Origin of the sequence: Thioalkalivibrio sp. ALE12 (genome assembly GCF_000381105.1) — a bacterium.
In the GTDB taxonomy this organism is placed as follows: Bacteria; Pseudomonadota; Gammaproteobacteria; order Ectothiorhodospirales; family Ectothiorhodospiraceae; genus Thioalkalivibrio.
This window is the reverse complement of record NZ_KB905907.1, coordinates 251,046-264,633: the sequence shown is the minus strand read 5'-3', so window position 1 is coordinate 264,633 and position 13,588 is coordinate 251,046. Positions and strand designations below refer to the sequence as shown.

12 protein-coding genes are annotated in these 13,588 nt (G+C 70.5%); 1 reads left to right on the top strand and 11 read right to left on the bottom strand.

All coding sequences use genetic code 11. The features are described from left to right. Positions 1-41 precede the first annotated feature (41 nt). The 3 genes from F614_RS0107285 to F614_RS0107275 are packed head-to-tail and all read right to left on the bottom strand — an operon-like array spanning position 42 to position 5,137. Positions 42-986, bottom strand: coding sequence for an isoaspartyl peptidase/L-asparaginase family protein (locus F614_RS0107285; protein WP_019558635.1), 945 nt, complete (start codon positions 984-986; stop codon positions 42-44). After that, the gene (locus tag F614_RS0107280) at positions 962-2,407 is read right to left on the bottom strand and encodes a sialidase family protein (protein WP_019558634.1); all 1,446 of its coding nucleotides are present in this window, start codon (positions 2,405-2,407) and stop codon (positions 962-964) included. The genes F614_RS0107285 and F614_RS0107280 overlap by 25 nt, the downstream gene beginning before the upstream one ends. A gap of 21 nt (positions 2,408-2,428) precedes the next feature. Continuing rightward, on the bottom strand, positions 2,429-5,137 hold the full coding sequence (locus tag F614_RS0107275; RefSeq protein WP_019558633.1) for a cation-transporting P-type ATPase: 2,709 nt from the start codon (positions 5,135-5,137) through the stop codon (positions 2,429-2,431). Positions 5,138-5,289: 152 nt separating this feature from the next. Here F614_RS0107275 and F614_RS0107270 point away from each other — a divergent pair, with 152 nt between their 5' ends. Then, complete coding sequence (locus F614_RS0107270; protein WP_018865998.1) at positions 5,290-6,195, top strand: alpha/beta hydrolase; 906 nt, start codon at positions 5,290-5,292, stop codon at positions 6,193-6,195. An 87-nt stretch (positions 6,196-6,282) separates the two neighbouring features. On the opposite strand, the gene F614_RS0107265 is transcribed toward F614_RS0107270, so the two are convergent. From F614_RS0107265 to F614_RS0107230, 8 genes are read right to left on the bottom strand one after another with little or no spacing between them, the layout of a single operon-like run. Beyond that, positions 6,283-8,001 (bottom strand): complex I subunit 5 family protein, encoded by a 1,719-nt coding sequence (locus F614_RS0107265; RefSeq protein WP_018882679.1) that lies wholly within the window; start codon positions 7,999-8,001, stop codon positions 6,283-6,285. Then, positions 7,998-9,518 carry a complex I subunit 5 family protein gene (locus F614_RS0107260; protein WP_019558632.1) on the bottom strand — a complete coding sequence of 507 codons (1,521 nt, stop codon included), beginning with the start codon at positions 9,516-9,518 and terminating at the stop codon, positions 7,998-8,000. The genes F614_RS0107265 and F614_RS0107260 overlap by 4 nt, the downstream gene beginning before the upstream one ends. Next, positions 9,518-11,002, bottom strand: coding sequence for a complex I subunit 5 family protein (locus F614_RS0107255; protein ID WP_019558631.1), 1,485 nt, complete (start codon positions 11,000-11,002; stop codon positions 9,518-9,520). Before F614_RS0107255 ends, F614_RS0107260 begins: the two co-directional genes overlap by 1 nt. Next, positions 10,999-11,427, bottom strand: coding sequence for an NADH-quinone oxidoreductase subunit K (locus F614_RS0107250; protein ID WP_019558630.1), 429 nt, complete (start codon positions 11,425-11,427; stop codon positions 10,999-11,001). The genes F614_RS0107255 and F614_RS0107250 overlap by 4 nt, the downstream gene beginning before the upstream one ends. Then, on the bottom strand, positions 11,424-12,419 hold the full coding sequence (locus tag F614_RS0107245) for a hydrogenase subunit MbhD domain-containing protein (protein ID WP_019558629.1): 996 nt from the start codon (positions 12,417-12,419) through the stop codon (positions 11,424-11,426). The genes F614_RS0107250 and F614_RS0107245 overlap by 4 nt, the downstream gene beginning before the upstream one ends. Beyond that, positions 12,416-12,712, bottom strand: coding sequence for a monovalent cation/H(+) antiporter subunit G (locus F614_RS0107240; RefSeq protein WP_018866004.1), 297 nt, complete (start codon positions 12,710-12,712; stop codon positions 12,416-12,418). The genes F614_RS0107245 and F614_RS0107240 overlap by 4 nt, the downstream gene beginning before the upstream one ends. After that, on the bottom strand, positions 12,702-13,028 hold the full coding sequence (locus F614_RS0107235) for a monovalent cation/H+ antiporter complex subunit F (protein WP_019558628.1): 327 nt from the start codon (positions 13,026-13,028) through the stop codon (positions 12,702-12,704). Before F614_RS0107235 ends, F614_RS0107240 begins: the two co-directional genes overlap by 11 nt. Next, a complete protein-coding gene (locus F614_RS0107230; protein ID WP_018866006.1) occupies positions 13,025-13,588 on the bottom strand; it encodes a Na+/H+ antiporter subunit E in 564 nt (187 codons plus the stop codon). Before F614_RS0107230 ends, F614_RS0107235 begins: the two co-directional genes overlap by 4 nt.

The window sequence follows — 13,588 nt, the reverse complement described above, 5'->3', positions numbered from 1 at the left end:
CCCGCGCGTCGGGTGATTCCGGGGTCGCTGACGCGGCCCGGTCAACGGGCCGGCGGGAGGATGAGTGGTTCGATGCGGGTCCGGCTCGGACCCGCGTGTTCGATCCAGCCATGGAGCATGCGCGGGGTGGTGGTGCCGGCCGCGCAGCGCCCGTTGCGGTCGATCACGATGGCCCCGCCGTAGCCCGCGAGCCGCTCCCGCAGGCGCTGCAGGCTCGCGTTCAGGGCCTCGGCGGCGCTCAGGCCAAGATACTCGACACGGTCAGCCAGTTCCCGGGCAAACACACTGCGCAGGAAATGCTCGCCATGCCCGGTCGCGGAGATGGCGGCGGTGGCATCGTCCGCGTACACGCCCGCGCCAGGGATGGGCGAGTCGCCGACCCGGCCCGAGCGCTGGCCGGTCATCCCGCCGGTGGAGGTGGCCGCGGCCAGATGGCCGTGGCGATCGCGCGCGACCGCGCCGATAGTCCCGGGCGCGGGTTCGTTATGATCCAGTGTGACCCGGCCCTGGCACAGGGCGCGCTCCAGCTGTTCCCGCCGCTGCGGGGTGATCAGGGTCTCCTCGTCCACCTGCGGCATCCCGATCTCGCGGGCGAAGCTGGCGGCGCCGTCCGCGACCAGCAGCACATGTTCCCCGTCGTCGAGGACCGCTCGCGCCAGCCGGATCGGGTTGGCAATGCCGCGAACCGCGGCGACGGCCCCCGCAGCGAGAGCCGCGCCATCCATGATCGCGGCATCCAGTTCCACGGTCCCGTCCCGGGTCAGGGTGGCACCGGTGCCGGCGTTGAACAGCGGGTTGTCCTCGAGCCGCGCCGCGCAGTACTCCACGGTATCCAGGGCGGTATCGCCCCGCGCCAGCCGCTCGCGACCGGCCTCTAGTACCGCGTGCAGCGCGGCGTGATAGCGGCCGGCGGTCTGTGGATCCCCGGCCTCGCGGATCTGCCCGGCGCCGCCGTGAATCATCAGCGAGAAGGGTTCGGATGGCATCCGTTTTCCTCGATCTGGCCACGGATCAGCAGGATGTCGCTGTGGCTTCCCGGGATGAAGCGGCTCTGGGCAATCGCGATCGCGCCGTGGCGGTTGACCGCCATGCGTCGTTTCAACTGCCCTTGCAGGCCCCCGCTGTAGGGGGTTTCGAGCGTGCCCGGGACTGCCTCGACCGGCCCGAACTGCGCGGATTTCAGCGGCGCGTGGGCGAATGCCAGGCCCCAGGGCCGATCGGTCGGGTGGGGATAGCGCTGCCAGACCAGATACAGACACCGGTCGTCCCGGGCCAGGGTCGGGAAGCTGCCCGGCCACGGATCCGCGCCGAGCCGGGTGGGCGCAGCAAAGTCCAGGCTGTCGGCATCTGCGCGACTGACATGCAGGCGGCGGAAATGGGGCTGTCGGTAGTCCTCCAGGGCGTTGGCCGGGATCGCCCCGAAGGCCAGATGAACGATGCCGTCCGGGGCCACCACCAGCGTCGGGGCGTCAGCATGGCCGGGATGTTCCAGCGCGGTGGTCGGTTCGGAGAAGCCGGCGTCCATATCGTCCGAGCGGGCGATCCGGATGTCTGCGTACGGACTGGCACCCTCCGACCAGGCCAGCAGCACGCGACCGGATGGCGCCTGTGCCAGGGTCGGGGCGCGGGCCGGCCCCGCTCGCTCCGGGTTGACGGTCACGGGTTTGGCGAAGGACGCACCACGATCCGCGGAATAGGAGACGCGCAGCGGACCCTGGTACTCGGTCCAGGCCGCGACCACCTCGCCGGCGGTCGTCAGCAGCAGGTCCAGGCTGCCGTTGTCCCAGCGCTGGGCGGTGATGCGGCCCTTGCCGGCACCGTCGCGCGAACGGGACAGGTTCTGGTGTCCCTCGAACGAGCGGCCTCCGTCGCGGGATCGGGCGTACAGGATCTCGCCGCCGTGGTCGCCGCCGGTAAACAGGATCTCCTGCCACAGCAGGTGCACGTCGAAGGCGTCGGCGTCGTCCGGCGCCGGTTCGACCGCGACCCGCGGCAGCCAGGAAAAGGTGCCCGGCACGCCGCCGATCCGGGTCGGTCGCTCGAAGACCGCCCGGCCGTCGCGGTCGTAGCGCTGCAGGAACAGGGTCTGCTGCGCCTGGTCGGCCCAGACGACCAGCGCGTCGCCATGGTCATTGATCGCCACCGAGGCATCGTCGACATAGCGAAAATCCGAGGCGTTCATGCGCCAGGGGCCGCGGAAGGCCTCGCCGCGCGCGACCTCGACCGGCTCCTCCCAGGCGACCCGGGATTCGGGTGCGTCTCCCGCCAGGGCCGCTGGCCCCCACAGGGCAAGGGCGAGCGCGCACAGGGGGGCCAGCGAGGCCCCGGTCGGGTGCAGCGCAGGGGGCGTATGAACGCTGGCGTTGGGGGCGGGGTATCGATTTACGGGCGTGTCTGTCGCGGCCATGGGCAGCCTCCCGGGAATACCCTACTGGTGGGGGTTGAAACCGCGTCGGCGCAGCAGCGTCTTTTCGAGTTCGACCAGGGTGAACAGGATCAGGCCGAAGGCGAGGATGCGCAGCCATTCCTCCGGCCCGATGGCGGTGGTGCCAAACAGCAGTTGCAGCGGCGGGGCGTAGGTGAACAGGCCCTGCAGCACGATCAGCACGCCGACCGCGATCAGTACGGGGCGGCTGCCGAACAGGCCTTCCCGGTTTAGCGCCGGCTCCAGGATGTAGCGGCTGTTGAACAGGAAGAACAGCTGGCCCATGACCAGGGTGTTGATGGCCACGGTGCGCGCGAATTCCTCCGCCACGCCCTGCTGCTCCAGCCACAGGAAGTGGCCGAAGGTGCCGGCCACCAGCAGCGCGGAGACGAAGCCGATGCGCCAGAGCAGGAAGCCGGACAGTAGCGGCGTGTTGGGTGGCCGCGGCGGGCGCTGCATGGTGCCGGGTTCGGTGGGCTCGAAGGCCAGTGCCAGGGCCAGGGTGACCGCGGTGACCATGTTGACCCACAGCACCTGCACCGGTGTCAGCGGCAGGGTGAGGCCGAGCAGGATCGCGGCGACGATGGTGAAGGCCTGGCCGCCGTTGGTGGGCAGCAGGAACAGGATCGCCTTCTTCAGGTTATCGTAGACAGTGCGGCCTTCCTCCACCGCGTTGGCGATGGAGGCGAAGTTGTCGTCGGCCAGCACCATCTCCGAGGCCTCGCGCGCGGCCTCGGTGCCCTTCACGCCCATGGCCACGCCGACATCGGCGCGCTTGAGGGCGGGGGCATCGTTGACACCGTCGCCGGTCATTGCGACCACGTCGCCGTGGCTCTGGATCGCGCGCACCAGGCGCAGCTTGTGCTCCGGCGTGGCGCGGGCGAACACGTCCACATGGCGGACCTGCTCCGCGAGTTCCGCGTCGCTGGCGCTTTCCAGCTCGTGCCCGACCACCACACCGCCCTCGGTACTGATGCCCAGCTCGTCGGCGATCGCGCGCGCGGTCACGCCGTGATCGCCGGTGATCATCTTCACGCGGATGCCGGCCTCCTGGCAGTGGGCCACCGCCTCGATCGCCTCCTCGCGTGGCGGGTCGATGATCCCGCAGACCGCCACCAGGGTGAGCCCGCCATCCTCGATGTCGGAGAACTCCAGTTCCTGGCGGTGATCCTCCATGCGCCGGGTGGCCAGGGCGAGCAGGCGCTGGCCGCGCGCGGCGACGCCGTCCATCCATTGCTGCCAGTGCTCGGCGTCCAGGGGCGCCTCGCCATCGGCGGTACGCTGCTGGCTGCATACGGCCAGCACGCGTTCCGGCGCCCCCTTGAGAAAGACGAAAGCCCCGCCTTCATGGTCATGGTGCAGGGTGGCCATGAACTTGTAGGACGACTCGAACGGGATCACGTCATCCCGCACGAAGCGCTCGTTGATTGCCTTCGGCTCCAGTCCGCCCTTCATCGCGGCGACGATCAGGGCCCCCTCGGTCGGGTCGCCCTCCATGGTCCACCGGTCCTCCTTCAGATAGACCTCGGCATCGTTGCACAGCAGGAGGCCGCGCAGGATCTCGGCCAGCAGGGGATCGGCCTCCGGGTCCGCCTCCTGGCCGTCGCGGGTAATGCCGCCGTGCGGCTCGTAGCCGACCCCGCCCAGCTCGTACTCCGCCTCGGTGGTGATGATGCTCTTCAGCGTCATTTCGTTGCGGGTGAGGGTGCCGGTCTTGTCCGAGCAGATGGTGGTGACGGAGCCCAGGGTCTCGACCGCCGGCAGGCGGCGGATGATCGCGTGGCGCGCGGCCATGCGCTGCACCCCGATCGCCAGGGTGATGGTCATGATCGCCGGCAGGCCCTCGGGGATTGCCGCCACCGCCAGGCTGACCGCGGCGAGGAAGGTCTCCACCAGGTCGTAGTCGCGCACCCAGTAGCCGAAGGCGAAGGTCGCCGCCGCCAGGACGCCGATGGCCACCGACAGCCAGCGGCCGAACTGGGCGATCTGGCGCAGCAGCGGGGTGGTCAGGGTCTCCACCTCGCCGATCAGGGTGGAGATGCGGCCAATCTCGGTATCGGCCCCGGTGCCGACCACGACCCCGCGCCCCTGGCCAAAGGCCACCAGCGTGCCGGAATAGGCCATCGAACGGCGATCGCCGAGGTCGGATGCGGCCGCCACCGGCTCGCTCTGCTTGTCGCTGGCGACCGATTCGCCGGTCAGCGCGGCCTCGTCGATGCGCATGTTGTGCGCCCCGGTCAGGCGCAGGTCCGCCGGGACGCGGTCCCCGGCCTGCAGATACACGATGTCGCCGGGGACCAGCGTCTCTGCGGGAATACTGTGGCGCTGGCCGTCACGCAGGACCTGGGCGCGGGGCGAGAGCATCCCGCGGATCGCGTCCAGCGCCTTCTCCGCCTTGCCCTCCTGGATGAAGCCGATGATGGCGTTGATCAGCACCACCCCCAGGATGACGCCGGTATCCAGCCAGTGACCAAGGAACGCGGTACCCACCGCCGCGGCGATCAGCACGTAGATCAGCACATTGTGGAACTGCAGCAGGAAGCGCCGGACGGGGCCGGTGCGCGCGGCCTCCGGCAGGCGGTTGGGGCCGACATCCTGAAGCCGCTGTTCCGCGGCGGACGAGGCGAGTCCGTGCGCGTCCGTCTCCAGACGCCGGAGCACTTCGTCGGTCTTCAGGGCATGCCAGTCGCGTGACGGGTCGCGATCGCTCATGGGTCTCCCGGAGATGTATCACCCAGTGGATCCGGACCTGCTTATCATGCGCCGGCGCGGCCCGCGCTGTCAGGCCATGGCGCTCAGCCGGGGTGGAATTTTCCCGGCGCGAACGAGTCTATTTCCGGACGACTCAATAACAGGAGGTTCCCATGTCTCGCTGGATTGCCACGGCTGCCCTGACAGTGGCCGGATTGGTCGCGGCCTCGAACGTGATGGCGGCGGAGAAGGTTACGCTGGAACACGATGACCGAACCCTGATCGGTCATATGAAGGAAGGCATGGGGGCGAGCCCCTCCGACGGGGTAGTCCTGATGCTGCACGGCACCCTGGCGCACGGGCGCATGGAGGTGATGGCCGCGGTGCAGGATCTGCTGGCGGACCATGGCCTGAATACGCTGTCCGTCAATCTGAGCTACGGCATCGACGCGCGCGAGGGGATGTTCGAATGCGATGCCCCGGTGCGTCACGGCGTGGATGACCATCTGCAGGAGTTGAGCCTGTGGCATCAATGGCTGCAGGACGAGGGCTATGGTCCGGTCACCCTGTTTGGCCACTCGCGCGGTGGCAACCAGGTGGCCCGCTACCTGACCGAGCATGACCCGGACGGCATCCGCGCCCTGGTGCTGGTGGCCGCGTCCACCTTCGACGAGGACGAGGCTGCGAGCGAGTACGAGGAACAAAGCGGTATGCCGCTTCAGGTGCTCCTGGATCAGGCCCGCGAGCTCCAGCGCATGGGCCAGGAAGAGACCCTGATGGAGGATGTGCGTTTCCTCTACTGCGAGGAGCTGGACGTGACCCCGCGCGCTTTCCTCGGCTACTACGAGCCGACCCGCCAGAACGACACCCCGACGGTGATCCGCGGGATGCAGATCCCGACGCTGGTGATCACGGGTTCCGAGGACGACGTGGTGCCGGACCTGCCGGAGAAGGTCGAGGCGGTGAAGGACAGCGGTGACATCACCCTGATGACCGTGGACGGCGCGGGGCACTTCTTCCGTGACTTCTTCGCGGACGACGTGGCCGACTTCACCGCGGACTTCATCGATCAGAACTGAGCTCCAGCCCGCAATAGGAACGGCGCCTGAAGGCCGGCCCGGGGCAGTCCCGGGCCGGCCTTTTTCGTGCCTCGCTCGAGGGCGGCCTTATCCGGCGAGCAGCGTCAGGTAGAGCCCGAGCATCGCTGCGGAAAACAGCAGCCCGATGGTCTCCCAGCGGGTCAACATGCGCTCGGCGGCCTCCAGGCGACGGCGCGCGCCCAGGCGCAGCGCACGCATGCGGGCCGGTATCCGGGGTGGCCAGGGCCCCGGCAATGCCAGGCGGCGTCGAGTGCGGCGGGCGCCGTCCCAGGCGGCCTCGGCCAGCACGGCCAGATCCCCCTCCGGCACGCGCGGGGTCTCGCGGTCGCGAACCCCGCGCCAGGCCAGAAGGGCTAGGCCCAGCCCCAGCATGACCGGCCACAGCAGGGACGAGCCGTACAGGTCATGGACGCTCAGGGGCAGGGCCGTGGGGCCGGCCAGCAAGGTTGCGAGCGGGAGCAGGAGTGCCATCAGCGAAAGGCCGCCCCAGGCCCACCAGCGCGGTCGGTCGAGGCCGTCGGCCGCGGTCTCGAGATCCGCCCGCCAGCGCCACAGGAAGCGCAGTAGCAGCACCGTGGTGCCGGCCGCCGCGAGGGTCAGCAGCCACTCGGTATGGGCCAGCCAGCCCGACAGGGCCTCCGCCGCCAGCGGCTCCTTCAACGCGTTCTTGGCCAGCGCGCCACTGGTGAAGGGCAGGCCCGCCAGGGCCAGCGCCGGCAACAGCGTGAACAGTGCAAAGGCGGTCCGCGCCGGGCGGGTGACCGGCCACTGCCGCTGCATGCCGGCGGTCAGGAACAACGCCCCCTTGGCCAGGCCATGATGTACGGCGTACAGCGTGACTGCTGCCAGCAGCCAGCCGCGCGCCTCGGGCAGGAGCAGGGCCAGGCCGATACCCGTGGTCATCAGCCCCATCTGCGAGATGCTGGAGTAGGCGAGCAGGGTCTTCGGCCGTACCTGCAGCACCCCGACCAGTACGCCGAGGAAGGCCGCCGCCAGGCCCAGCAGGACCAGCGCCTCGCCCAGCACTGCGTGGCCGGCGGCGTCGATTGGCAGCAGGCGCATCCAGCCCAGCAGGCCGGCCTTGATCATCGCCCCGGACAGCACGGCGCTCGCGGGTACCGGAGCGGCCGGGTGGGCCAGCGGCAGCCAGAAATGCAGCGGCAGCATGCCGGCCTTGATGCCGAGCCCCAGGACCAGTAGGACCAATGCCCAGCCCTCGGGGCGCGCCGCGGCCACGGCCGCCAGGCTGGACTGCCCCGCCGCATGGACAGCCAGTACCAGACCCGCGAACAGCAACACCTCGCCCAGTACCGCGAGGATCAGATACACCCGTCCGGCCCGCCAGGCCTCCGGCTTGCCGGAATGGATCACCAGTCCGTAGGCCGACAGGCTCATCAGCGAAAAGAACAGATAGAAGGCGATCGCGTCCTGCGCCAGGATCAGGCCCAGGTTGCCGGCCAGGGCCAGCAACCAGAACACATAGAAGCGATGCCGCCGGGGATCGTCGCGCCGATCGGAGAGCGCGAACAGCCCGGCGGCCAGCCACAGGCCCGCGGTCAGGCCCAGGAAGGCCCGGCCGGTCGGGTCGACCGCCAGGTGGGTGCCCATCAGCAGGCCGGAGAGGGTCGCCTCCAGCCCGGGCGGGGCCAGGGCGGCCAGCGCCAGGCCGGGGAGCGCCGCCCAGGGCACCAGGCGGTTCAGCCGCGCCCGCCCCGGACGCAGGCCAATGAACACCGCCAGCAGCAGCGGCACGAGCGGGACGGTCAGCAGCGCGGCCCCGCTCACAGCCCGAACTCCGGCAGCGCATAGTCACGCTGGACGATCAGGCTGACCCAGCCGAGCGGGCTCAGCCCCAGCCCGGCAAACAGCCCGACCAGGAGCCCCAGCGCGGCGGTAAAGACCACCGGGAACAGCAGCATCCAGTGGGTCTCGAAGCGGGTCGGGCCGGCATGGGCCTGCAGGGGTTCATGCCACGGCTCGCGGCGCTCGCCCAGCCAGCCCCGGATCACCGGGGGCAGGAAATAGGCCGCGTTCAGCAGGCTCGACAGGACCAGCACTCCGAGGATCCAGGGCATGCCGGCCTCCAGCGCCCCCAGCCCCAGGTGCCACTTGGTCACGAAACCGGCCAGGGGCGGCAGGCCGATCATGCCCAGTGCGCCCGCGGTAAACGCCAGCATGGTCAGCGGCATGCGCCGGCCCACGCCGTCGAGCTCGCTGATGCGATGGATGCCCAGGGTCTCGGCGAAATTGCCGGCGCAGAAGAACAGTGTGATCTTGGTAATGCCCTGGTGCACCAGGTGTACCAGCCCGCCGATGACCCCCAGGGGCCCGGCCAGCGCGACGCCCAGGATGATGTAGGAGACCTGACTCACGGTGGAGAATGCCAGGCGCTGCTTCAGGTCGTCGGTGCGCAGGGCCTGAATGGAGCCATAGATGATCGTGACCGCCGCGATCACCAGCAGCCCGGCCGTCAGGCCCAGCTCGATCGCCAGTTCCGCCCCGTAGACATCGTTGACCACGCGGATGATGCCGAAGGCCCCGGCCTTGACTACCGCCACCGCGTGCAGCAGCGCGCTGACCGGCGCCGGCGCGACCATGGCGATGGGCAGCCAGGAGTGCAGCGGCACCAGCGCGGCCTTGACCCCGAAGCCGACCATCAGCAGCACGAACAGGACCTGCAGCGTGACCGCGTGAGTCTCCGCGAGGCCTTCAAGGTAGCCGCCCGGGGTGAAGCCCTCGGCCCCGGCCAGCAGCGTGAGCCAGACGATGGCCGTGAACAGTACCAGTCCGCTGGTCAGGGTGTAGCCGAGATAGAGGCGTCCGGCCCGCAGGGCCGCCGGCGTGCCGCGATGGACCACCAGGGGCCAGGTCGCGAGGGTCAGGATCTCGTAGAAGATCAGGAAGGTGATCAGGTTCCCGGACAGGGCAATCCCCACCGTCGCGCTGACGCACAGCGAGAAGAAGCCGAAGAAGCGGCTGCGTCGCGGTGAGCCCTCGAGGTAGCCGATGGCGTAGACCGTGGTTACGAACCACAGCACGGCCGAAAGGCTGGCGAACAGGAGCGACAGCGCATCGGCCGCGAGCACCAGGTCGATGCCGGGCATCAGCGGCAGACTGAAGTGGTATTCGTCACCGCGCAGTACACCCGCCAGCAGCACCCCGACCAGCGCCAGCTTGGTGCCGGCGCCGCCCAGGTTCAGCGCGGTGCGCAGGCCCTGTCGGTGCTCCGGCAGGAAGAAGATCGCGATGCCGGGTCCCAGCGAGCTGAACAGGATCGCGAGCAGCAGCCAGCCACCGTCCATCACGGGGCCCCCGGGGTCAGGGCAAGGGTGTTCAGCGTCAGCACGCCGGCCAGCCCGGCCAGCGCCGCGACCGTGGCCAGAGCCAGCGGGACCCAGTCCATCCACGGCGACACTGCCTCGCCGGCGTCGCGGCGGCCGCGATGAAACGCCGGGGCCACCATGCGCAGCACGTAGGCCGCCGCCAGCAGCCCGCCGCCGGCGATCGCCAGCACCCACAGCACGCCGATCAGGCTGCCGGCGAGGACCGTGCCCAGGCCGGCCTCCAGCAGCAGGTACTTGGCGATGAAGCCACCGGTGAACGGCAGCCCCATCAGGCTGACCCCGGCTAGCCCCAGGGCGAACACCGTGCGCGGCCGGGCCCGGAGTACCGCGCCCAGCTCGGCCAGGCGGTCATGCCCGGCGGCGTGTTGCAGGGTGCCCGCGGCGAGGAATACCGAGGCCTTGGCCAGGGCATGGACCACCGCGAAGAACACCACCACCCGCCAGGCGCCCGGGTCCACCAGCATCAAGGGGAAGGCGACCAGCAGATAGCCGAACTGGGCGACCGTGGAATAGGCCACGATGGATTTGAGCCGCCCCGCGCGCAGCGCCTGCAGCGAGCCCCAGATCAGCGCCCCCACCCCGAGCAGGCCGACCAGGATGCCGAAGGCCGGGGTCGCCAGCGGGGCAAACACCCCCATCCACAGCCGCAGGATCAGGTAGAACGATCCCGTGACCACCAGCCCGGAGAGGACCGCACTGACCGGTGCCGGGGCTGACCCATGGGCCGGCGCCAGCCAGACATGCAGCGGGAACAGGGCGGCCTTGAGCATCAGGCCCGCGGTCATCAGCACCGCCGCCATGCGTTCCGTCGGGCCCGCTTCGGTACGGGCCTCCAGCAGCACCAGATCGAGTACCCCGTGTTCCCCGAACAGCAGAACCACGCCCATCAGGAAGCTGAGCGAGCCGAGGATGTTGACCAGCAGGTAGCGCACCGCGCCGGACACCGCGGCGGCCGTGCCGGTGAAGGCCACCAGGGCGACCGCCGCGAGCGACACCACCTCCAGGGTGATGTACAGGTTGAAGGCATCGCCGGAGAGAAACAGCATGTTGAGCCCGGCCCATAGCCACAGCCACAGGGGCCAGAACTGGCGACGCTCGATGCGGTCGTGCACGTAGCCGAGGCTGTAGAGGCTGGTGGCCAGGGCCACTACGGCGGTAAGCACCAGCAGGGTCATGGACAATCCGTCCAGCTGCAGCATGAGCCCCAGCGGGGCCTCCCAGCCGCCCAGGGCCACCCGCGTCGCGGCGGTCTCCGGGTCCGGCCCGGCGTGCAGGAAGGTCGCGCTCAGACCCAGCACCCAGGCCGTCACCGCGAGCGCGCCCAGCAGGCCGATCCGGTGGGCCTGGCGCGGCCAGGCCGTTGCCAGCACGGCCACTCCCAGTGACAGCGCGACCAGTCCGGCGGTCCCCGCCGGGAGCCATTCGGGGTTTGCCGGGATCACGCCGACCGGTCCTCGCTGGCGGACGATTCGGCCGGACCGCCGTCGGCGTGATGCGCCTCGCGCGAGATGTCCTCCACCGGGGCGTCGTCATCGGGCGGCCCGGGCAGCATCACTGCGTGGCCGGTCAGCCGCGTCAGGTGCACCACCAGGGCCAGGGCGAAGGCGGTTGCACTGACCGCGACCACAATCCCGGTCAGGGTCAGCGCCTGCGCCACCGGGTCCGGCGGACCCTCGCCGCGGGCGGCGACACCCAGCAGCACCATGAATACGCCCGAGCCCATGATGTTCAGGGCCAGGATGCGCAGTACCAGGTGGTGGCGGCGGATCAGCCCGTACAGGCCCAGGGCGAACAGGATCGCACCCCCGGTGGGATACAGCAGGCCCGGGACCAGGGTGTGCGCGACCGTCTCCGCCAGCCCGTTCATGTGTCGTCTCCGGCCGGGCGGCCGGCCACGAACAGGGCCACCAGGGTCAGGGCAATGGACAGCGTCGCCGCCACCTCGATCAGGATGATGAGCGGATAGGCCCACGCGTCGGCGTAGCCGAGAAAGCCGTGCCCGGCGACGAGACCATAGGTCCCCACCAGCAGGAACAGCGAGACACCCGCGGTGATCCCCAGGCGCAGCGGCGCCCCGGGGGCCATCGGCAGTTGCCGCGGCCGGGCCAGCACCAGCAGGATGCCGGCCGCCCCGAGGATCGCCCCGGCCTGGAAGGCCCCGCCGGGGGCGTGGCTCCCGGCCCACAGCACGTACACCCCGGTGACGATCGCGACCGGTACCAGCAGCCGCAGGGCGCCGGGCAGGATCGGGCCCGGGGCCGGGCGGGCCGGGATCAGGTCGTGCCGGCCCAGTGACCATGCGCCCAGCAGCGCGATCAGCACGATCGCCAGTTCCAGGAAGGTGTCGTACGCGCGGAAGTTCAGCAGCACTGCGGTGATCGGGTGATCGACCCCCGAGATGTCCATGTGCGCATCCACCACCGGCTCCAGCCCGACGGACTGCGGCTGGTGCCACAGCGCGGTCACCAGCAACCCGCCGACCACCAGGGCAAAGGTCAGCGCAGGGAGGAAGGTCCGGCGCTCCGGCGGCGGGTCATGCAGGGCGCGCAGCAGGGCATGGGGCCCGGTGGGGTCGGGCGGTGGCGTATGCGGCCGCCCGCTGCGGCGCTCGGCCATGATGCTGCGCAGGCGCTCCAGCGTGACCAGCAGCAGGGCGCCGGTGATGCCCGCGCCGATCGCCGCCTCGGCCAGCGCGATGTCCGGCGCCTCCAGCCGCACCCAGGCCAGCGCGAGCAGCAGCCCGAAGGTGATGAACAGCACGACGGCCCGGAACAGGTCGGTGCTCGCCAGGCAGCGCCAGGCGACCCCGACGATGCCGGCCAGCAGGACCAGATCGAAGAGGACCAGCAGGACGTTCATCGGTCCGACTCGAACTCCCCGTGGGTCCAGGTGCGTTGCGCGACCATGTGCGCGGCCGTGGTCCCCGCCGCCAGTACCAGCACCCAGATCAGCAGCAGCTTCAGGATGTCCGCCGGTCCGCCGGCCTGGAACATCAGTCCGAGTATCACCAGCCCGAGCCCGACGTTGTCGGCCTTGGTCAGGGCGTGCAGGCGCGAATAGACATCGGGAAAGCGCAGCAGCCCGGCGGTGCCGGCCGCGAAGAACACCAGTCCGGCGAGGATCAGGATCACGGTCAGGGCATTAGCGATCATCGTGGGGCCTCTTGGGGCCGGGGGTATCCGGCCGCTGGCGGTGGATCGGGGTATCCGGGGGTTCCGGCAGGCCGTGCTGGCGGACGAAGGCCACGGCCGCAACCACCGCCAGAAGGGCAAATACCAGCGCTACGTCCACCAGGGCGGATGCGTCCAGTGCCAGCGACAGGAGCAGCAGGATCGTGACCCCGGTGGTGCCGAACAGTTGTGCAGCCAGCATGCGGTCGCCGGAACCCGGACCGCGCAGCACGCGGACCAGTCCGAGCAGTATGGTGCCGAGCAGGAACAGGGCGGCGGCCAAATAGAAGAGGCTCATGGAGCGGCTCCGTCGTCACTGGCGCGGCGGTCACGCGGGTCGTGGAATGCCTTGCGGATTCGTTGTTCCAGGGCGATCAGTGCCGCCCGTGTATCGGCGTCACGGTCCAGCACATGCAGGGTCAGCAGGCGCCCCTCCAGGCGTACGCTGAGCGTGCCGGGCAGCAGACTGACGACCGCCATGAACAGGGTCAGGGGCGGGCCGTGGGCCAGCTCCGTGCGGTAGCTCAGGAAGTCCGGGCGGATCGGCAGGCGCGGGTGCAGGGCGCGGCGGGCGACGTCCAGCCCGCCGAGGAACGAGCTGCGCAGGAAGAACCCCAGCAGGCCCGGAAGCGCGCCGGGTCGCAACGGCAGCGGCCGCCCGGCCGGCAGCAGCAGGCTCGCGACCGCGGCCAGGATGATTGCGAGCAGGGCCAGGGGTTCCAGCAGGGCGGCGCTGCCGGCCAGGACCCACCAGAGCAGTGCGGCGGCCGCGGCGGTGGCCAGTGCCCGCCGTGCCCGCGACCGGCCGCGACCGGCAAATCTGCGGCCGGAATGGGACGGGACCGAGGCGCGCGCCAT